Origin of the sequence: Microbispora bryophytorum, assembly GCF_043197435.1 — a bacterium.
GTDB lineage: Bacteria > Actinomycetota > Actinomycetes > Streptosporangiales > Streptosporangiaceae > Microbispora > Microbispora bryophytorum.
The window spans coordinates 719319-739504 of record NZ_JBICTF010000002.1; the positions used below are offsets into that span (position 1 = coordinate 719319).

The following is a 20186-nucleotide window of genomic DNA, read 5'->3' on the forward strand; positions in this document are numbered from 1 at the left end:
CACGATGAACGGCAAGGGACAGTGCAGGAAATGACTCAGCCACGACTTCTCGGCGGACGCTACGAGCTGGACGGCGTCGTGGGGCGTGGCGGCATGGCCGAGGTGTATCGCGCCCGGGACATCCGGCTGGACCGTATCGTCGCCATCAAGACGCTCCGCTCCGACCTCGCCAGGGACCACACGTTCCAGGCGCGCTTCCGGCGTGAGGCGCAGTCCGCCGCCTCGCTCAACCACCCGTCGATCATCGCTGTGTACGACACCGGCGAGGACATGATGGACGGCACGCCCGTGCCGTACATCGTGATGGAGTTCGTCGACGGGCGGACGCTGCGCGACCTGCTGCGCGCCGACCGGCGGCTGCTGCCCGAGCGGGCCGTGGAGCTGGTGGACGGCATCCTGCGGGCGCTGGACTACAGCCACCGGGGCGGCATCGTCCACCGGGACATCAAGCCGGCCAACATCATGTTGACGGTCAACGGCGAGGTCAAGGTGATGGACTTCGGCATCGCCCGGGCGATGGCCGACTCCGCCGCCACGATGACCCAGACGGCGCAGGTGATCGGCACCGCGCAGTACCTGTCTCCCGAGCAGGCCCGCGGCGAGCGCGTGGACGCCCGCAGCGACATCTACTCGACCGGCTGCGTGCTGTACGAGTTGCTCACCGGCCAGCCGCCCTTCACCGGCGACTCGCCCGTGGCGATCGCCTACCAGCACGTGCGGGAGGACCCGATCCCGCCGTCGCGGATCGACCCCGAGATCCCGCAGTGGGCTGACGCGATCGTGCTCAAGGCGATGGCCAAGGACCCCCTCCACCGCTACCAGAGCGCCACGGAGATGCGCGGCGACCTCCAGCGGGCCCTGTCGGGCATGCCGGTCGACCCGCAGACGATGGCGATGGCCACCCAGCAGTACAACGGGTACGGCACGGCGGACCGCACGCGGACGATGGCCGCCTCCGGCGCCCCCATGACGCAGAGCACCCGCGCCATCCCCGACTACGAGTACGCCCAGGAGCAGCGCGGCGGGGGCCGGTACGACGGACGGCGGCGCAGCGGCGGCGGCAACACCGCGCTGAAGACCGCCCTGTGGATCCTGATCCCGCTGGCGGTGATCGGCGCCATGATCGGTGTCGGCTACGCGTTCCTCGGGTCCGGCGGATCCTCGGCGTCCGACAAGGTCGAGGTGCCGCGGGTGACGAACCAGACGAAGGCGGCGGCCGAGCAGGCGCTGAAGGCGGCCGGGTTCACGGTCACCTTCGGACCGGAGGAGTACAACAGCGACGTCCCCAAGGGCGCCGTCGTGAGCACCGACCCCGCCGGGGGCGAGCAGGCCGACCGCGGGGGCGCGGTCACCGTCGTCGTGTCCAAGGGCGAGGAGAAGGTCACCGTCCCCGAGGACCTGATCGGCAAGACGACGGAGGAGGCCAGGTCCGAGCTGGAGGCGCTGGAGCTGAAGGTCAGCATCGTGCCGAAGGCCTCGACCAAGGAGCAGGGCAAGGTCTTCGACAGCAGCCCCAAGGGCGGCGAGAAGGTCGAGAAGGGCGCCCTGGTCCGGCTGTACGTGCCCAAGGAGATGACCGAGGTCCCAAGCGTCGTCGGCCTCACGCTCGAGGACGCGAGTCAGACGCTGAAGGGCGCCGGCTTCAAGGTCAAGACGTCGGAGCAGCCGAGCGACGTAGTGGCGCAGGGCAACGTGATCGACCAGTCGCCGCAGGCGGGGGCGAAGCTCAACCCCGGCACCACCATCACGCTGACGGTCTCCAGCGGCCCGCAGCCGCAGCAGCAGCCGACCGACCAGCCCATCACCGACACGCCGACGGACGGCACCGGAGACGGCACCGGGGACGACACCGGAGACGGCGGCGACATGGGTGACGGCGGTGACGGCGGCGGCGGCGTGCAGATCGGGCCGCCCGGAGAGGGCGAGGACAACCCGTTCGGCAACTAGGCGAGCGAGCGGACGGCGGTCACCGCGAGGCGGTGGCCGCCGTCGGCGTTTCATCGACCGAGGTCTCTCCCGGGATTTCAGCCGGTGAACGGCTGCCTCCACCCCGGCGAGCGGCCCGGATAGGGCATCGACGTCGGCGAGGCCGCGGCCGCCCGGCATCCCCCGTTCACCCTGCCGGAGGTCGCCGGGCATGAAGAAGGGCTTCCGCCACTCGGGGGCAATGGCGGAAGCCCTCACTTTCCTATTCGTAACGAGAGCGGAAAGCGTTACACAATCTGCGCGAGCCAGTTTCCGAGCAGCCGATGGCCGTGCTCGGACACGACCGACTCGGGGTGGAACTGCACGCCCTCGATGGGGGCGTCGCGGTGGCGCAAACCCATGATGACGCCGTCGGGCGTGGTGGCCGTGACCTCCAGCGTGTCCGGCACGGTGCCGGGGACCACGGCGAGCGAGTGGTAGCGCGTCATCGTGACCGGCGACGGGAGCTCCCGGAACACCCCCCGCCCGTCGTGGGAGATCAGGCTGGTGCGGCCGTGCATGAGCTCGGGCGCGCGCTCGACCGCGGCCCCGTACGCCACGGCGATGGCCTGGTGGCCGAGACAGACCCCGAGCAGCGGCAGGCCGCGGTCGGCGCAGTGCCGCACGAGGGACACCGACACCCCGGCGGCCTTCGGCGTGCCGGGCCCCGGCGACACGAGCACGGCGTCGAATTCGTCGGCGTCGGCCACGGCGACGTGATCGCGCGGCCGTACGTCGCAGTCCGCCCCCAGACCGCGTAGATACTGCACGATCGTGTGCACGAAGCTGTCGTGATTGTCGACCACGAGCACCCGGACCGGGCTCATAGATGTCTCCCGCTTCACGGGGGTTGCTGGGTGTCCAGAGCGGAAACCGGACTTTCAGCGTACGGCAATCCCGCATGGGGGATCGCCCGTTGGGGTCCGCGACGACTATCCTTGCTCGGGACTTCACCGCCACAGCGATTACGCTATTGACACCAGCCCGCACGACCGCGCGGGTACCCACCAGGAGAAACTCCCGTGCCCAAGTCGAAGACCCGCAAGAAGGCCGTTTACACGCCGCCGCAGAAGTCGCAGACGGTGAAGGTCAGCCCCCGTTGGCTCGCCCCCGTCATGGTGGCCTGCTGGATCATCGGTATCGTCTGGATCGCGATCTACTACATCGCGCCGAGCGTTCCCGTCATCTCCGCCCTGGCGAACTGGAACCTGCTGATCGGTTTCGGGCTCATCATCGTCGGCGTCGTGCTCTCGACGAAGTGGCGATAGGCTGCTTTCTGAAATCTTTCCACAGCCTTTATCCACAGCCTGTGGGCAGCAGGCGCCGAGCGACCCCCTGGTGGGGTAGACGCCGGCCCGGTCGAGCCGGCTCCGGCCGGCTCGACCGCGTCACCCGGCCCGGTGCGCGGGGTGTCAGGTGAAGGCGCCCTCCAGGGGCAGGCCGTACGGCGGGAGCATGGTGACGAGCAGGACCAGCGCCACCAGCACCACGGCCGCGACGCAGGCCTGCACGAGGGTGCGGTTGCGCGGCGGAGCGTAGGCGAAGCCGACGGCGACGACCGTGCCGGTCACGAGCCCGCCGAGATGCCCCTGCCAGCTGATGCCCGGCACGACGAACGTGAGCACCACGTTGATGCCGATCAGCCACAGAGCGCCGCGGGCATCGTAGCCGAGCCTGCGGGCGACGACGAACAACGCGCCGAACAGGCCGTAGATGGCTCCGGAGGCGCCGACGGCCGACGTGCCGAACAGGTAGATGGCGACCGAGCCGCCCAGCGCCGACAGGAGGTAGAGCGCGGCGAACCGGCCCGCGCCGAGCCTGCGCTCCAGTTCCGGGCCGATCGCGTAGAGCGCCCACATGTTGAACAGGATGTGCCAGAACGACGGCGGCGGAGAGTGCAGGAAGGCACTGGTGATCAGCCGCCACCACTCGCCCATGTGGACCCCGAGCGACCACATCGCGAACCGCTGGATGACCTCGTCGGGACGCAGGACCTCGGCCCCGTACGCGAGCACGTTGAGGATCAGCAGAGTCCACGTGACGCGGGGCACGGCCACGGCGGCGCCGCCGAAGGTCGCTCGGGCCTGCGGCGCCTCGCGACCGCCGTCGCGGACGCACTCGGGGCACTGGTGACCGACGGCCGCCTCGCGCATGCAGTCGGGGCAGATCGGGCGCTCACAGCGCTGGCAGCGGACGTAGGTCTCGCGGTCGGGGTGCCGGTAGCAGGTGGGCACGGCTTGCGCCCCCGACTGCGGGGGCGGCGGAGGCTGGGAGGTCATGCGGTCCTTTCCTGGGCGAGTCCCTGTGCGGGGGCGCATCCACCAGCCAGCCTATAAGCCGGAAACGCCCCGGCCGCGTGTTCGCGGGGCCGAGGCGTCTCCGGAGCGCCGGAAGGGCGGCGTCAGGACCGTTCGATGGTGACCTCTTCGATGACCACGTCGTTCACCGGCCGGTCGTTGCGGCCGGTGGGGGCCTTGGCGATCGCGTCGACCACCTCGGCGCCCTCGATCACCTCACCGAAGATCGTGTGCCCCTGGTTCAGGTGGGGCGTCGGCGCGACGGTGATGAAGAACTGCGAGCCGTTGGTGCCCTTGCCGAACCGCTTGCCCGCGTTCGCCATGGCGAGCAGGTAGGGCCGGTTGAACTGGTTCTCCGGGTGGATCTCGTCGTCGAAGCTGTAGCCCGGGCCGCCGACGCCCTGCCCGAGCGGGTCGCCGCCCTGGATCATGAAGCCGCTGATGACACGGTGGAAGATCGTGCCGTCGTAGAGCTTGGCGTTCGTCTTCTCACCGGTCTCCGGGTGGGTCCACTCCCGGGTGCCCTCGGCGAGTTCGACGAAGTTGCGCACGGTCTTCGGCGCCTTGTTGGGGAAAAGCTGGACACGGATCGTGCCGTGGTTCGTGCGCAGATTCGCGATGAGGTTGTCAGCCACGAGGGCCGCCCCCTTTGGTAGCTCGTGTTAGTTGTCCGGGGAACAGGGTATCGAGCATGCCTTCAAGCACCGCTCGTGATTGAGGCACAACCATCCGGGAAGGGGTCGTTCCGGGGCCCCGTCGATTGGGGAGGTTGATCGTGTCCCTGACAATGAACAGAAGGCAGCGTGCCGAGGTGGTCATCCCGCAAACGTGGCTGAGCAGGATGAGAGACCAGGCGACGAAGGCCGGCGGCCGGATGAGTCCGGTCGCGGAGACCGCACGAGATCTCGCCTCGCACCGGATCGAGGACGCCAGGGTCTGGGCGGCGCCGAAGCTCGATCAGGCGGCGCAGTCGGTCGAGGAGCAGATCGCTCCGATCGTGAGCGCGTTCCTGGCCGAACTGGCCCGCCGGATCGATGTGGGCAGCACCAGGAAGCCCCGCAGGCGCTGGCCGGTTGTCGCACTGCTGGGCGGCGTCGCGATCGGCGCGGTGGGTGTGGCGATGTACCGCAACAACGCCCAGCGCTGGACCGAGACGATGCGGGAGAGCATGCGTCACACCGGCTCCGACGCCAGCAAGTGGGTCGGAGACAAGGCCGGGGAAGCCGGCGAGAAGGCCGACAAGGCCGCCGACGAGATCTCGGGGAAAATGCCCTGACACATCCCTCACAGCCACCAGTACGGCCGGCGTTCCCCCAACGCCGGCCGTACTGTGTTTCCCGCTTCACTCATAGGGGTGTTGGAGCGGTCTCCAGGCGGTGCAGTACGGCGGGGAGACGGTCCTCGTAGACCACGGTGAGCCGCCGGGTCGCCCGGGTGATGGCGACGTACAGGTCCTGGCCGCCCTTCGGCGACTGACGCAGGATGCCCTCGGGATCCACGACCACCACGGCGTCGAACTCCAGGCCCTTCGAGCCGCGCACGGTGAGGACGGCCACCGGGCTGTCCAGGGGGTCGACGGCCTCGGGGAACAGCGCGGCGACCTCCGCGTGCCGGGCGTCCGGCGTGACGACGCCGACCCGCCCCTCCCCGATCTCGCGCAGCTCCGACTCCACGAGCCGGCGCAGGTCGGTGCCGTCGGCGGGCACGGCGCGGGGGCGGGCGCCGCCGAACCGGACCGACTCGGGCGGCTCCTCCCCGGGCGCCACGGCGCGCAGCACGTCGGCGGCGACCTCCATGATCTCGGCCGGCGTCCGGTAGTTGACCAGCAGGCGCTCCTCCCGCCAGCGTCCCTTCACGTACGGGTCGAGCATCTCGCCCCACGACCGCGCGCCCGCCGCCGAGCCGGTCTGGGCGATGTCGCCGACGACCGTCAGGGAGCGGGCCGGGACCCGCCGCATCACCGTCCGCCAGGCCATCGCCGACAGCTCCTGCGCCTCATCCACGATCACGTGCCCGTACGCCCAGGTGCGGTCGCGGCCGGCCCGGTCGGCCGTCGTGACGTACGGCCCGTCGTCGCGGTTGCGGCCGGCCAGCAGGGTCGCGTCGAGCACCGGATCGACGTCGGTGATGGTCAGGACCTCCCGCGCGTACAGTTCCTCCTCGCGGCGCTCGTCCTCCGCACGGCGCCGCCTGGCCCCGGCCCCGTAGTCGTACTCGCCGAGCAGTTCGGCGGCCTCGTCCAGCAGGGGGACGTCGCCGACCGTCCACGGCGCCTCGCGGGGCCGCAGCAGGAGCGCGCGCTCCTCCTCCGTCAGGTAGGGCCCGGCCGCCGTACGCAGCCGCTCCTCGTCCGACAGAAGCTCGCGGACGAGCCGCTCAGGGGTGATCTCCGTCCACAGGGCGTCGAGCGCGTCGCGCACCGACCGGTGCTCCCACAGGGTCGTGGCGGCGTACCGCAGGTCGCCGTCCTCCAGCGGCCGGTCGAGTTGTGCCGCCTCGTCACGGGCCAGCGCCAGCAGCACCCGGTCCATGAACGTCCACCGGGCGATGTTGTGCTGCCGCCGCAGGCCGCGGGCGCGGTCGCGGGCCCGCAGGCAGGTGGCGTGGTCCACCCGCAGCGTCATCTCCTCGACCACGACCTCCACGCCGCCGCGCACCGACGTGCGGATCGGGATCTTCACCTCCAGGCCGCCCTCGGGCACGCGCTCGCGGTCGCGGACCGCCTCCTCGACCACCCGGACCATGCGCGGGTCGCCCTTGACGACGGCGACGGCCGGCTCGTCCTCGGCGGTGGCCCGCACCCCGGGGTGGAGCCCGCCCATGCTCGTCAGCACCACCTGCGTCTCACCCAGCGCGGGCAGCACCTGGCCGATGTAGCGGGAGAAGGTCGCGTTGGGGCCGACGACGAGAACGCCGCGCCGCTCCAGCGTGTCGCGGTGGGTGTAGAGCAGGTACGCCGCCCGGTGCAGGGCGGCGACGGTCTTGCCCGTGCCCGGCCCGCCCTGCACGACGAGCGCCCCCGCCAGGCCGGCGCGGATCACCCGGTCCTGCTCGCGTTGGATGGTGGCGACGACCTCGCCCATGCGTCCGGTGCGCCCCCGGCGCAGCGCCGCGAGCAGCGCGGCCTCGCCGACGAGCGTACGGCGGTCTCCGTCGGCCATCCGGTCGAGGTCGAAGACCTCGTCGTCGATGCCCACGACGTCGCGGTGCCGCGTGTGCAGGTGCCGGCGGCGTACGAGGGAGCCCGGGTCGCTGGGGGTGGCGACGTAGAAGGGCCGGGCGGCGGGGGCACGCCAGTCGATGAGCACGGACGTGTGGTCGTCGTCGCGCAGCCCGACGCGGCCGATGTAGAGGGTCTCGCCCCCGGCGTCGTCGATGCGGCCGAAGCACAGGCCGCGTTCGACGGCCGACAGTTGCGCGTGGCGGCGGGCGTGCTCGGCCGCCGCCGCCTCGCGCTCCACGACGGCCTGCCGGGTTCCCGTGCCGCCACGGGCCAGGACTTCCCGCATGCCACGCTCGGCCCGTTCACGGGCGATGTCGAGACGGCCGTACAGCATGGAGACATGTGACTGCTCGATCCGCAGGGCCTCGGCGCGAGCGGATTCAGATTGACGGTCACCCATTCCCGTGATAAACTCCTAGTGAGAGCGTCTGCTTTTCAGATAACTGGGAATCTCTCACTATAGGGCATCGCGCCTCTGTGGTGCGGCGCGCTTCCATCCACTCCGTTCCGGGGTGGATTTTTTGTTTTCCGAGACTTCTGTGACTGAAGTGAGTGATGTCGCCTCCGTCCTGGGTAGCCGCCGTACGGCGCGATCACCGGGACGCATCGCCACATTTCCGTCCCGATTCGCATCGCTCCAGGGTCAACCGTCGCGCGCCGCGGAACGTCTTTGGAAACAAGGAGGCCCGGATGGACGTCCTCGAAAGCCTCGTGGACGACGAGCTCCGCCTGGAGCTCGTCGTCATCGAGGCGCTGCACCACGAGGCGGAACGGCTGGCCGCCCCGGCCGTCCGCTGAGATCACCCGCCCGCCGCCTCACACGGGGGCGGCGGGCGCTCTCCACGGGTCAGCCCCCGGCAGGTCAGGCCCAGGGGCGGAAGACCGCGCGGACGCAGCCGTCCTTCTTGTGCTTGAACATGTCGTAGCCCTTGGGCCCCTCGTCGAGCGTCATCGTGTGCGTCGCGAGGTAGGAGGTCTTCAGATCGCCCTTCGCGATGCGTTCGAGGAGCTTCGGGATGTACCGCTGGCCGTGCTGCTGCGCACCGCGCAGTGTGAGGCCCTTGTTCATCAGCGCACCGAGCGGGAACTTGTCCACGAAGCCGGCGAAGACCCCCAGCACGAACACCGAGCCGCCCTTGCGGCAGGCGTGAATCGCCTCCCGCACCGCGATCGGGCGGTCCTGCTCCAGGCGCAGCTGCTGTTTGACGCCGTCGTAGACGCGCTGGATCCCTGTGCTGTCGGCCTCCATGCCGACGGCCTCGACGCACACGTCCGGGCCCCGGCCGCCGGTGCGCTCGCGCAGCTCGGCGGTGACGTCGGTGCTCGTGTAGTCGATCACCTCGCAGCCGACATGCCGGGCGGTCATCGCCAGCCGTTCCGGGTAGCGGTCGATCGCGATGACCCGCTCGGCCCCGAGGAGCATGGCGGCCCGGGCGGCCATCTGGCCGACGCCGCCGCATCCCCACACCGCGACCACGTCTCCGGGTCGTACGCCGCCGAGCTCGGCGCCCATCCAGCCCGTCGGGGCCGCGTCGGAGGCGAACAGGGCGTCGAGGTCCGCGACCCCCTCGGGGATGGTGAACGCGTTGTAGTCCACGAAGGGCACCCGGATGTACTCGGCGTGGCTGCCCCGGAAGCCGCCCATCGCGTGGGAGTAGCCGAAGATGCCCGCGGTCGTGCCACCCCACATCAGGTCCGTGACGCCCGGCTTGGGGTTGCTGTTCTCGCACAGCGACCACTCGTCGTGACGGCAGGCCCAGCAGCGGCCGCATCCGATGATCGAGCAGACCACCACCCGGTCGCCCCGCCGGTGCCGGTTCACCTCGGGGCCGACGTCGACGATCTCGCCGATGAACTCGTGCCCGATGACGTCGCCGGCCCGCATGGCCGGGATGTAGCCGCCGAGCAGGTGGAGGTCGGAACCGCAGGTGGTGCTCGCCGTCACCTTCACGATCGCGTCCTGGGCGTTGAGGATCGCGGGGTCGGGCACCTGCTCGACCGACAGGTCGTTCACGCCCTGCCAGCACAGCGCCTTCACAGCCGCCCCCCTTCAGCCGCGCGTCCCAGCGCCATGTCGAGGACCTTACCCGGCAGCGTCGGCCGGGTCGTCGCGATCTCCTCGTCCGAGCGCAGCACGTCGCCGGTCTCCAGCAGTGACTTCGTCTCGCGCAGCGCCGTACGGATCCCCGTGCGGGGATCCTCACCCCGCAGCCGGGCGAGGACGCCGTCGGCGCCGGTCCGGTGCTCCCTCGGCCGTGCGTAGATCTCCGTGCCCCGGTCGCCGGGCGCCCGGTTCATCCGCACCTCGGCGTCCACCTGGGCCAGCGGCTCGGGCAGGTGCCCGGCCGGGGCGACCTCGTCCGGCGGCCGGTTGACGGTGACGCCCAGCCAGCGGCTGGATTCCAGCGGGTCCTTCGCCGCGGCCGGCACCCGGCCACGCGCGGCCACCCATCGCGCCACCGCCAGGCCGGCAGCCGCGAGCGCCGCTCCGGCAACGAGACGTTTCATTGCTTCGCCCCCTCCACGGCCGACTTCCTCGGGTGCTACCCCCGCTCATGGGCTCTATCCGCCCAAGGCGGGCATGTGAGGAGGAGTTGGACGCCAGGTGACGGTCGCGGGACGACGGTCGCGGGCTATTCGGCGTCGGGAGACGGCGCGGCGGCGAGGGCGTCCGCGACGGTGGGGAAGATCGGGACGTGGGACGCCAGCCCGGTGATCCACAACGCGCGGGCCGCGCCCTGCTCGACCGCGACGAGGCCCAGCCAGCCTCCGTCGTCCAGCGCGCGCTTCCAGCAGGTGACCAGCAGCCCCGTCGCTCTGGAGTCGAGGAAGTCGAGCCCGAGCAGGTTCACCACGAGGTGCGGCCCGAACTGGGCGAATGCCTTGTCGAAGAATTCGGTGGCCGATTCGTGCGTGGTGAAGTCGAGCGTTCCCCGCACCGTCAGCACGCCCATGCTTCCGCTGCTCTCGGCGGCGAACGTGGTCTCGGCTGTCGAGATGTTGTGACGCTCAGCCATCAGGACACTTCCAAGGAGTTCGGCAGAATTCGCGCGACCAGGATGCAGGTGTCGTCGCCGGTGTTACTCGGGGCCAGGGTCTCCATGACCGCCGCCACCCGATCCTGCGGTGGCACCTTCGGCACGGTCTCGGCGATCGCCGCGCTGAGGATGTCGAGGCCCTCGAACAGGTCCCGGCCCGGGCGTTCGATGAGACCGTCGGTGAACATGAGGAGGAGATCGTCCGGCTCCAGCTGGATCTCGGCGCAGCTGTAGCTCACGTCCTCGAAGACGCCGAGCAGCACGCCGGGGTGCAGCAGCCGGTGCACCTTGGTCCCCCTGACGAGCAGCATCGGCGGGTGGCCCGCATGGGTCCAGCTCAGCGTGCGGTCCTTGGTGCGGTAGCGGGCCACGACCGACGTCGCGAGCACGTCGGGCCGCATCCGCCGGAGGAGCCGGTTCAGCGCCACGAGGATCTGCGCCGGATCGTGGTCGGCGAAGGCCAGCCCGGTGATCGCGTGCCGCAGCTTGGCCATCGCGGAGGCGGCGGCCAGGCCGTGCCCGGCGACGTCGCCCACGGCCAGCAGCGCCTCGCCGTGGTCGAGGTGGATGGCCTGATACCAGTCACCGCCCAGCGGCGCGGTCTCGGCCGGGAAGTAGCGCACGCCGAGCTGCAGGCCGGGCACCGAGTCCTGCATCGGCAGGATGATGCTCTGCAGTCGCGCGGTGAGCTGCGACTCCTCCTCCAGCCGCTGGGTGACCTCGGCGAGCTCGTCGGCGGTCCTGCGCCAGTCGGTCACGTCCTGCACGACGCCGTGGATCTCGACGGGCATCCCGTTCGCGTCCCGGGTGACCTCGGCCGTCGCCCTGATGTGCCGGTACTCGTCACCGACACGGATGCGGATGTCGAACTCGTGCGGCCCGCCGGTGCCGGTCAGCGTCGCGAGCGCCTGCGCGACGATCGGGACGTCGTCGGGGTGGGCGATCTCGCGGTAGTACTCCAGCGCGAACGGCCCCTCGGCGGGGTCGCGCCCATGGATGATGTAGAGCTGGTCGGACCACTCGGCATCGCCGGTGATCAGGCTCCAGTGCCCCCATCCGAGGTGGCCCAGGCGCTCGGTGTGGAGCAGCCGGGCCGACAGGCGTTCCTCCCTGTCGCGGCGGTCCCAGGAGACGAGCAGGCCGCCCTGCAGCCATGCGAGGCGGACGCCGTAGGTGGACAGATGAGGCACGCCGTGCCCGTCTTCCCGGTGCACGTAGGGATCGACGTCCTCGGGATCCCCGGTCTCGATGACGCGGAGGCAGGCGTCCCACAGAGGGGAGCCGGCGACGCCCGGATACGCCTCAAGCGTGCGGAGGCCGACGAGCTCCTTGCCGGCCCTGTCGCGGACGTCCCTGGCCTCGGGACTGGCCGCGCACACCTCGAAGTCGACGATCGCACCGGCCTGGCCCCGGACGGGCGCCAGCCAGACGGTCTGCACCGGGATCGCATCGAGCATGGCCTGCACCAGCCCGGCCATCGCCTCGGGATACGATTCGCCTGCGTCGAGAGACGAGCCGCTAACAGCAGTAAGCCGCAGGATGCGATCACCTCCACTCATTGAATCCGCCGGCCACCCTTCTTCAGGCATCCACAAGAGCGGACTTTCGGGAGGATCGCTCTTGCCTTCCCGATGAGGTTACCCTCCACCCTTCAGGATAGGCGCTGGATGCCTTTGGTCTCCTCGCGAGGCTCCGTCCGTCCTGGGCGCACCCCCCTGTCGACTCCGCGCACGTCATCGACGCGCCCGCCCGGCGCGATCCAGAAACACTCCCTCTTGTCGTCAAGAAAGGGTCCGGCCGCGCGGCACGGGCCGCGCGCTCCCCTGACGGCCGCGCACAATGCGCTGGTCGATCTGCGTTGATCGATTGAGGGCTGATCGATTTGGGCCGGCTGGTGGGGAGGGCGAGCGATGATCAGAGCGTCGGCGGGCATCGCGCCGGCCCTCGTGGTCGCGCTGCTCGCCCCACCTGCACCCGAACCCCCACCCGCACCCGCACCCGCACCTGCACCCCCACCCGCATCCGCACCCGCACCCGCACCCGCGGAGGAGTTGCCGCCCTGCCCGCTGCTGATCGGCCACGGCGGCTACCCGAAGAGCGCCGGCGCCAAGGCCAAGGACGTGATCCGCCAGCCCAACGTGCTGCGGGCGGTCGACGACCAGGCTTCATGGGGCGCCGACGGCGTCGAGGCCGACGTCCAGCTCACGCGGCAGGGCACGAAGGCCGTCATGTGGCACAACAGGACGACCAACGGGCTCACCGGTCCCCGGCAGGAGATCCGCGAGATCGGGTGGGCCGACGGGCCCGGCGACCTGCGCGACCGCCGCGTCGCCCGCGGGCCGTACGCGGGTGAGCGCGTGCCGACGCTGCGGGAGTGGCTCGACCACGTCCGCGCCCGGGGGCTGGTCGCACTGCTGGAGATCAAGAAGTCCGCCGGGCCCGTCCTGGCCGACCCGGACTACGGCGCCGCCGCATGGCGGGAGATCGTCGACCCCGTCGTCGAACGGCAGGACGAGCAGCCGATCCTCGTCTACTCGCGTGACGAGTGGATCGAGGCGGGGCTCGCCGACCGGCTGCCGGATCATCTGCGAGGGTCGGCGGCGAAGTGGGCCGACGGCGTCAAATGGGACGAGCCACCGCCCCCTTGGCAGCTCAACGTGCCGCGGTGGCAGGCCGTGTTCGACCGCGCTCCCACCAGCGTGATGACCAGCCACACCGCGGACTACCGCGCCTGGCTCGACGGCAGGTGCCACCGCTATGCCGCCGGGCCGCGGTAAATGAGGTGACGGGCGCGGGCGGGGGCGGCACGATGAGACGCCACCCTCTTTCCCGTGTTCCACGTCCTTTGGAGTCGTCCTCATGCCCGGCCTCCGCCGTGATCTCGGCCTTCTCAGGGATCGGCGGTTCGCCCTGCTGCTGGCGGCCCGGACGATCTCCGTACTCGGCACCGCCTTCGCGCCGGTGGCCCTCGCCTTCGGCGTGCTCGGCCTGCCGGGCGCGACCGCCACGACGCTGTCCGCCGTGCTCACCGCCGAGGCGCTGCCGATGGTGCTGTTCATGCTCGTCGGCGGGGTGATCGCCGACCGGCTGCCGCGCCACCGGGTCATGATGACGGGGGAATCGCTCAACGCGGCGGCGTACTTCTGCCTCGCCGCGATGATGCTCACCGGCTGGACGCCACTGCCCGCCCTCGTGACCGCGAGCGCGGTGAGCGGCATCGCCTCCGCGGTCCTGTTCCCCGCCCTCACCGGAATCATCCCGGACGTGGTGCCCACCGACCGGTTGCAGACCGCGAACGCGCTGCTGGGCCTGGGACAGAACATCTCCCGCGTCGCCGGCCTCGTGCTGAGCGGCGCGGCCGTGGTCCTGCTGGGGAGCGGGTGGGCGCTGACGGCCAGCGGGGCGATGTTCACCGTGGCCGCCGTGCTGATCGCGCTGCTGCGCCTCACGCCTGCCGCGCGCGCGGCCGGCGGCGGGCACTCGGTGCTGGCCGAGCTGCGGGACGGCTGGCGCGAGTTCGTCTCGCGGCAGTGGCTGTGGGTGGTCGTCGCCCAGTTCTCGGTCCTGGTCATGGCGCTGCAGGCCGCCCACGGCGTGCTCGGGCCGCTGGTCGCCAAGCAGTCCCTGGGCGGGGCGCCCGCCTGGTCGGCCGTCCTCGCGGGCGAGGCCGTCGGCATGATCGTGGGGGTGGTCGTCACGCTGCGCCTGCGGCCCCGGCGGCCCATCCTGGTCGCGACGCTCCTCACGCTGCCCACCGCCGCGCCGTACGTGCTGCTCGGCCTGAGCGCGCCGTTGTGGACGATCGTGGGCGGGGCGTTCGTGATGGGGGTGTGCTTCGACATCTTCGGCGTGCTGTGGCAGACCACCATGCAGCGCGAGATCCCGGCCGAGTCGCTGTCGCGGGTGAGCTCCTACGACGCGCTCGGGTCCCTCATGTTCGGGCCGCTCGGCCTGCTGCTGGCCGGGCCCGTGGCCATCGCGGTGGGGCCGCGGCCGGCACTGGTCGTCTGCGGGGCGATCATCATCCTGGTCACGCTGGCCGCGCTGCTGGCCCCCGGCGTACGCGGCCTGCGGGTCGTCGACGACGAGCCCGCGGGCGTAGCCGCGTCGCGATGACGGCCACCCGCCGGCCAGGGGCCCGAGGTGGGGCCGGGAGGCCGCGCCCCGGGCCCGCGGGCGCCTACCGGGCCGGCTTGGTCAGCCGGACCTCGACGCTGATCCCCTCGGCGCGGATCTCACAGGTTCCGAACGCGCTCTCGGCGGCGAGGCGCGCGAACAGGCCCCGGGAGTAGGCGCGGCGGCGCAGCGCCAGCAGCGGCATCTTGGTCATCAGGGAGTTCAGCCGCGTGAGCCGCATCCCCCTGACCTCCTCGTCGATGGCGGCACGGGACGCCTCCCGGCTCATGTCGTCGATCACCGCCGTGCCGCCGGGACGCAGCACCCGGTGCATCTCGTCCAGCACGCGGACGGGCCGCCCGAAGTTCTTGAAGGCGGCCTGACAGACGATCAGGTCGAACGAGCCGCCGGGATAGGGGAGGTCGGCGGCGTCGCCCAGCCGCACGTCGACGCGCACCCCTGCCCGGGCGGCGTTCTCCGTGGTGATCTCCACGAACGTGCGGCTCAGGTCGATCGCGGTCACCGCGCAGCCGAGCCGGGCCATCTCGACGGCCAGATAACCGGGCCCGGGGGCCACCTCCAGGACGGCCGCCCCGGCCGGCAGACCGGCGGTGACCTGCGCCGCGTACCGTCGTACGGCGGCGATCTGGGGCGCCGAGGCGCGCTGGCGCGCGTACCACCGGGCCATCGCGCCCTCCATGCCGGGCGCCTGCTTCTGCGTGATCTTCTCCATGGTCTCCTCCGGTTCCGGATCATGCGTGTCCGAACCGGCCCGTGGAGGGAGCCCGGTTATCCTTGCGGTTGCCACCTTCCGACCGGATTCCGCCCGCGGGTTTCGGTTCGAGGGTCACGGACTCCGGCCAGGTGTTCCCGCACCTCGGCCGGGGTCCGTCCTGATGAGTTCAGTTCGTTCTGAGGTCCCTTTCCGCGAGTTCGCCCGCCTCGGGCGACATCCGCCCGGACTCACGCCAGGCCCGCCACATCGCCAGGCCGGGGAACGACCCGGTGGTCAGCTCCTCCACGGAGGACCGGACCCAGGACGCCTCGGCCTCGCGGATGGCGAGGTCGCACTCCGCCTCGCGAGCACGGCCAGGCCCCGAAGATCGCTCGCCTTCCGCCGTCCGGGAATCGCCCTCACTCCATCGTGATACTCGTAGGCGACTATACGTTGACGAGTATGATCCGTCCATACCGTGAACCCGAAGCGCGGCGAGTGGCGAGACATGGCTGTCAGTTCCCCCGAAGGGTTAGGCCGGCTCGATGCCATGGTGTCGTTGATGATCCCCCTTGCCACCCCACGCCTGGACTCGGACCTGATCGCCGAGTCCAGGGCGCGGCCCGAGGCGTTCGCGGCACTGTTCGACCGCTACGCCTCGATGCTCTACCGCTACGTCTCCCGCCGCCTCGGCCCCGAGGTCGCCGAGGACCTGGTGGGTGAGACGTTCCTCGTCGCGTTCCGGCGCCGGGACCGCTACGACCTGGCCCGCCCCGACGCCCGTCCCTGGCTGTTCGGCATCGTCAGCAAGCTCGTCTCCCGGCATCACCGTGACGAGGCCGCCCGCTATCGGGCGCTCACCCGCAGCCCGCTCGACGACGTCGCGGAGTCCCCCGCCGAACGCGTCGAGGACGGCGTGAGCGCGACGGCCGTCCGCCCGCTGCTGGCCGCCGCGCTGGCGCGCCTGTCGAAGGGCGATCGCGACGTCCTGCTGCTCATCGCGTGGGCCGACCTGTCGTACGACGAGGTGGCGCAGTCCCTCGGCATCCCCGTGGGCACCGTGCGCTCACGTCTGAACCGGGCCCGCCGCAAGGTGCGCGAGTCGCTCGGCCACACCAATCCGCTGCGGGACGAGGAGTAGCCATGGACGACCTCACGATGCTCCGCGACCTCGGCCGCGGCCTCGACCGCGCCCTCGAACATGAGCCCCCGGCCGGTCTCGCGCGCCAGCGGCGCCGCCTGCTCGACGAGGCGGCGGGCGGGCGCCGCCGGCGCCTGACGCCGTTCACCGGCGGACGCCGGGCGGGCTGGATCGCGCTGGCCGCGGTCGCGGTGGTCACCGCGGCGCTGGTCGTGGTGCCGACCGTGCTGCTGCGCGGGACGACCGGCGCGCACACCGTGGCACCGCCCGCGGGAGCCCGCCCGCCCAAGAAGGGCGAGGCCCTGACCGTGCTGCTCCTCGGCTCCGACCGGCGTGCGACGTCCGCACGCGTCGGCGACCTGGGCGAGCGCAGCGACCTCATGGTCCTCCTGCGGCTGTCCGCCGACCGGAAGCGGGCGACGGCCGTCAGCCTGCCCCGGGACTCCATGGTCCGGATCCCGCAGTGCCGGTCGGCCGACGGCCGGACCGTCGCCGCACATGAGGACATGATCAACCAGGCGTACGCGATCGGCGGCCTGACCTGCGCGTGGAAGACGGTGGAGAGCACCACGGGCATGCGCGTCGACCACGCCGTCGCCGTCCGCTACGACGGGCTGGAGAAGCTGGTCGACGCGCTCGGCGGTGTGGAGGTCACCCTCCCCCAAGCCGTGAACGACCCCAAGACGAAGCTGAAGCTGCCCGCCGGCCGGTCCGTCCTCGACGGCAGGACCGCGGTGGCCTACGCACGCCTGCGGTTCGCGTTGGGCGACGGCTCCGACATCTCCCGCGTCAAGCGGAATCAGGCCCTCATCCAGGCGTTGCTGAAGAAGGTCTCCCGTCTCGACGATCCCGCCGCCCTGGCCGCCCTCGTCCGCGTGGCCGCGACGTCCCTCACCGCGGACGCGGGTCTGGACCTGGACACCATGCTCGCTCTGGTGGGAGACGTGCAACGGGCCGGCACCCGGGTCACGTTCACGATGGTGCCCTGGCGGCCCTACACGAAGGATCCGAACCGCGTCGAGTGGCGGCAGCCGGACGCCGCCCGCCTGTTCGACCGGCTCGCCGCGCTCTGAGTCACGGCTCGGGCTCCCACAGGGCTGCGGCGCGGGCCGCGACGAGACCGCCGATGCGGGCCAGCGCCTCGGCGGCGGGCATCGCGTCCAGGGCGCGGCCGTCGCGCAGGCGCAGCGCGACCTCGTCGCCCACGGCCTCCTTCGCGCCGATCACGGCCTGGTAGGGCGCCAGCCGGGCGGCCCGGACGCGGGCGCCCAGGCTGCCGTGCTCGGGCCCGGAGACCTCCGCCCGCAGGCCCAGCTCGGCGCAGCGCCGTACGAGTGCCTCGGCCTGCGGCAGTTCGGCCTCGGTCACCGGCAGGACCACCACCTGGGTGGGGGCGAGCCAGGCCGGGAAGGCGCCGCCGTACACCTCGATGAGGTGCGCCACGGCCCGCTCCACGCTGCCGATGATGCTGCGGTGGACCATGACGGGCCGGTGCCTGCCGCCGTCCGGGCCGATGTAGTGCAGGTCGAACTGTTCGGGCTGGTGGAAGTCGACCTGCACGGTGGACAGGGTGGCCTCCCGCCCGGCGCCGTCGGCGATCTGCACGTCGATCTTCGGGCCGTAGAACGCCGCCTCGCCCTCCGCGGCCTCGTAGGCCAGGCCGGAGCGGTCGAGGACGTCGGTCAGCATGGCGGTCGCCCGCCGCCACATCTCGGGGGCGGCGACGTACTTGCCGCCGGCCCCGGGCAGGGACAGCCGGTAGCGGACCGGGCGGATGCCGAGCGCGGCGTACGCGCGCCTGATCATCTCCAGGGCCCCGGCCGCCTCGGCGGCGACCTGGTCGAGGGTGCAGAAGATGTGCGCGTCGTTGAGCTGGATCGCCCGCACGCGGGTGAGCCCGCCGAGCACGCCCGACAGCTCGGAGCGGTACATGCCGCCCAGCTCGGCGACGCGCAGCGGCAGCTCGCGGTAGCTGTGCGAGCGGGAGCGGTAGATCAAAGCGTGGTGGGGGCACAGGCTCGGCCGCAGCACGACCTGCTCTCCCCCGAGGTCCATGGGCGGGAACATGTCGTCGCTGTAGTGCGACCAGTGCCCGGAGATCTCGTACAGCTCCCGTTTGCCGAGCACGGGGGAGTAGACGTGCCGGTAGCCCGCCCGCCGTTCGGCGTCGCGGATGTACTCCTCCAGGGTGTGCCGGATGACGGCTCCGTCGGGCAGCCAGTAGGGCAGCCCGGAGCCGATCAGCGGGTCGGTGTCGAACAGGCCGAGCTCGCGGCCCAGCTTGCGGTGGTCGTGCATCGCGGTCTCCTCGCGTTTCGGCTGCGGCGAGGCGAGTGACCGGACGACGAAGCCCCGGGGCGCTCGCCCCGGGGCTTCGATGAAAGTACGAATCAGCGCGCCGGGACGGTCTCCGGCGTCGTCGTCAGGCAGGCGCGCATCATGCCGCGAACGCTAGCACAGCCGTTGATCGTCGCCGAACCGGTTTCACCGCACACCTTCAGCGCGTCTGCGAGGCCGCCTCGGCCGAGGCGGCCCGCCCGTCGCCGAACACCTCGGCGACGAGGCGCTGCGTCGCCTTCTGGAACGCCTCGCCCATGGACAGATCGGCGTCGTCCACATAGTTCAGGGCGGCGGTCAGGGTCGTGCTGCCGTCGGGCGTGCTGTACATCAGCGCCGCGTGACCCGCCATGCCGCCGTTGTGCGTGATGATGGTGCCGCCACCCGGCGCCTCCTGCACGAACACCCCCAGGCCGTAGCCGGCCTTCGCCTCGGGCGTGCACATCTCGGCCAGCAGCTCGGCCGGCAACAGCTTGCCGCCCAGCAGTGCGGAGATGAACGTGTGCAGGTCCTGTGTGGTGGAGATCATGTCTCCACCGCTGGAGATCCAGGACGGGTTGTGGCGGGTGACGTCGACCGTCCGGGTCTGGCCGTCCTCGTCGTACCGGTAGTAGGCGTGGGCGTGCGGCTCCGGAATCTCCTGCTCGGAGGTCGGCTGGATGGTGCCCGACAGGCCGAGCGGCCCCAGGATCAGCCGCTGCATCTCCTCGGCGACCGAGCGGCCGGTGACCTTCTCGATCAGCAGCCTGGCCAGCACGTAGTTGGTGTTGGCGTAGCTCCAGTCGGTGCCCGGTTCGAAGCGGGCCGGCTTCGACAACGCCAGCCGAGTCAGCTCCTCCGGCCGATAGGTGTGGAACCGGTTGTCCACCCACTCCTTGCCCGCGGGGGTGGCGGGGATCCCCGGCACGAACGTGCCGTCCTCGAAGTACTCACCGGTGAAGTTGAACACCCCGCTGGTGTGCTGCAGCAGCATCCGCACCGTGATCCGCGGGTCCAGCCCGAACTCGGGCAGGTAGTCGTCCACCGCGGTGTCCAGCCCGATCCTGCCCTCGGCCACCAGTTGCAGCACCACCGTGGCGGTGAAGGTCTTGGTGTTGCTGCCGATCCGGACGTGCCCGTCGATCGGCGGCTCTTCGATGCGGCCCAGCTCGCGCAGCCCGGCGCTGCCGGTCCACTCGCCGTGCTCGTCGTGCACCCGCAGCGTCACCCCGACGAAACCGGAATCGACCATCTCCTCGATGATCTTCTGCAGCTCCGGGCGAACCTGGCCGGTGAGAGTGACGGACATGGTGGGGCTCCTTCAGGTGACTTCGCTTGGACGGATGGAGGCTGCGGGCAGAGGTCGCGGGGGACG

Annotated in this window: 18 protein-coding genes; 7 read left to right on the forward strand and 11 right to left on the reverse strand. The window is 71.4% G+C overall.

Features of this window, described 5'->3' with window-relative positions:
- Positions 1-30 precede the first annotated feature (30 nt).
- Complete coding sequence (pknB, locus tag ACGFIB_RS08310) at positions 31-1947, forward strand: Stk1 family PASTA domain-containing Ser/Thr kinase (protein ID WP_393369576.1); 1917 nt, start codon at positions 31-33, stop codon at positions 1945-1947.
- 266 nt (positions 1948-2213) lie between these two features.
- On the opposite strand, the gene ACGFIB_RS08315 is transcribed toward pknB, so the two are convergent.
- Positions 2214-2792 (reverse strand): anthranilate synthase component II, encoded by a 579-nt coding sequence (locus tag ACGFIB_RS08315; protein WP_393369579.1) that lies wholly within the window; start codon positions 2790-2792, stop codon positions 2214-2216.
- A gap of 195 nt (positions 2793-2987) precedes the next feature.
- Here ACGFIB_RS08315 and ACGFIB_RS08320 point away from each other — a divergent pair, with 195 nt between their 5' ends.
- On the forward strand, positions 2988-3233 hold the full coding sequence (locus tag ACGFIB_RS08320) for a cell division protein CrgA (protein WP_142567954.1): 246 nt from the start codon (positions 2988-2990) through the stop codon (positions 3231-3233).
- 144 nt (positions 3234-3377) lie between these two features.
- Here the strand turns inward: ACGFIB_RS08320 and ACGFIB_RS08325 are convergent, their stop codons facing one another.
- Entirely contained in the window at positions 3378-4244 is an 867-nt protein-coding gene (locus tag ACGFIB_RS08325) for a rhomboid family intramembrane serine protease (RefSeq protein WP_357238159.1), read from the reverse strand.
- A 122-nt stretch (positions 4245-4366) separates the two neighbouring features.
- Positions 4367-4897 (reverse strand): peptidylprolyl isomerase, encoded by a 531-nt coding sequence (locus tag ACGFIB_RS08330; RefSeq protein ID WP_142567956.1) that lies wholly within the window; start codon positions 4895-4897, stop codon positions 4367-4369.
- Positions 4898-5037: 140 nt separating this feature from the next.
- On the opposite strand from ACGFIB_RS08330, the gene ACGFIB_RS08335 reads away from it, so the two are divergent.
- Positions 5038-5538 carry a hypothetical protein gene (locus tag ACGFIB_RS08335; RefSeq protein WP_393369582.1) on the forward strand — a complete coding sequence of 167 codons (501 nt, stop codon included), beginning with the start codon at positions 5038-5040 and terminating at the stop codon, positions 5536-5538.
- A 70-nt stretch (positions 5539-5608) separates the two neighbouring features.
- Here the strand turns inward: ACGFIB_RS08335 and ACGFIB_RS08340 are convergent, their stop codons facing one another.
- From ACGFIB_RS08340 to ACGFIB_RS08360, 5 genes are all read right to left on the reverse strand, one after another.
- Positions 5609-7885, reverse strand: a complete 2277-nt coding sequence (locus ACGFIB_RS08340; protein WP_393369584.1) for a HelD family protein — start codon at positions 7883-7885, stop codon at positions 5609-5611.
- 462 nt (positions 7886-8347) lie between these two features.
- On the reverse strand, positions 8348-9523 hold the full coding sequence (locus ACGFIB_RS08345) for a zinc-dependent alcohol dehydrogenase (protein ID WP_357238166.1): 1176 nt from the start codon (positions 9521-9523) through the stop codon (positions 8348-8350).
- The gene (locus ACGFIB_RS08350) at positions 9520-9993 is read right to left on the reverse strand and encodes a hypothetical protein (protein WP_393369588.1); all 474 of its coding nucleotides are present in this window, start codon (positions 9991-9993) and stop codon (positions 9520-9522) included. The genes ACGFIB_RS08345 and ACGFIB_RS08350 overlap by 4 nt, the downstream gene beginning before the upstream one ends.
- 125 nt (positions 9994-10118) lie before the next feature.
- Positions 10119-10502 carry an STAS domain-containing protein gene (locus ACGFIB_RS08355; protein WP_393369591.1) on the reverse strand — a complete coding sequence of 128 codons (384 nt, stop codon included), beginning with the start codon at positions 10500-10502 and terminating at the stop codon, positions 10119-10121.
- On the reverse strand, positions 10502-12001 hold the full coding sequence (locus ACGFIB_RS08360; protein ID WP_393369594.1) for a PP2C family protein-serine/threonine phosphatase: 1500 nt from the start codon (positions 11999-12001) through the stop codon (positions 10502-10504). Before ACGFIB_RS08360 ends, ACGFIB_RS08355 begins: the two co-directional genes overlap by 1 nt.
- A 432-nt stretch (positions 12002-12433) precedes the next feature.
- On the opposite strand from ACGFIB_RS08360, the gene ACGFIB_RS08365 reads away from it, so the two are divergent.
- Complete coding sequence (locus ACGFIB_RS08365) at positions 12434-13300, forward strand: glycerophosphodiester phosphodiesterase (protein WP_393369596.1); 867 nt, start codon at positions 12434-12436, stop codon at positions 13298-13300.
- 82 nt (positions 13301-13382) lie between these two features.
- Positions 13383-14639: an MFS transporter gene (locus ACGFIB_RS08370; RefSeq protein WP_393369599.1), complete on the forward strand. Its 1257-nt coding sequence runs from the start codon at positions 13383-13385 to the stop codon at positions 14637-14639.
- Positions 14640-14703: 64 nt separating this feature from the next.
- Here the strand turns inward: ACGFIB_RS08370 and ACGFIB_RS08375 are convergent, their stop codons facing one another.
- A complete protein-coding gene (locus ACGFIB_RS08375; protein ID WP_393369602.1) occupies positions 14704-15372 on the reverse strand; it encodes a class I SAM-dependent methyltransferase in 669 nt (222 codons plus the stop codon).
- Positions 15373-15916: 544 nt separating this feature from the next.
- On the opposite strand from ACGFIB_RS08375, the gene ACGFIB_RS08380 reads away from it, so the two are divergent.
- On the forward strand, positions 15917-16495 hold the full coding sequence (locus tag ACGFIB_RS08380; RefSeq protein WP_357238178.1) for an RNA polymerase sigma factor: 579 nt from the start codon (positions 15917-15919) through the stop codon (positions 16493-16495).
- A gap of 2 nt (positions 16496-16497) precedes the next feature.
- Entirely contained in the window at positions 16498-17568 is a 1071-nt protein-coding gene (locus ACGFIB_RS08385; RefSeq protein WP_357258260.1) for an LCP family protein, read from the forward strand.
- Between the two features lies 1 nt (position 17569).
- On the opposite strand, the gene thrS is transcribed toward ACGFIB_RS08385, so the two are convergent.
- Positions 17570-18925: a threonine--tRNA ligase gene (gene thrS, locus ACGFIB_RS08390; protein WP_393370042.1), complete on the reverse strand. Its 1356-nt coding sequence runs from the start codon at positions 18923-18925 to the stop codon at positions 17570-17572.
- Between the two features lie 67 nt (positions 18926-18992).
- A complete protein-coding gene (locus tag ACGFIB_RS08395) occupies positions 18993-20120 on the reverse strand; it encodes a serine hydrolase domain-containing protein (RefSeq protein ID WP_357238182.1) in 1128 nt (375 codons plus the stop codon).
- Positions 20121-20186: the final 66 nt, after the last annotated feature.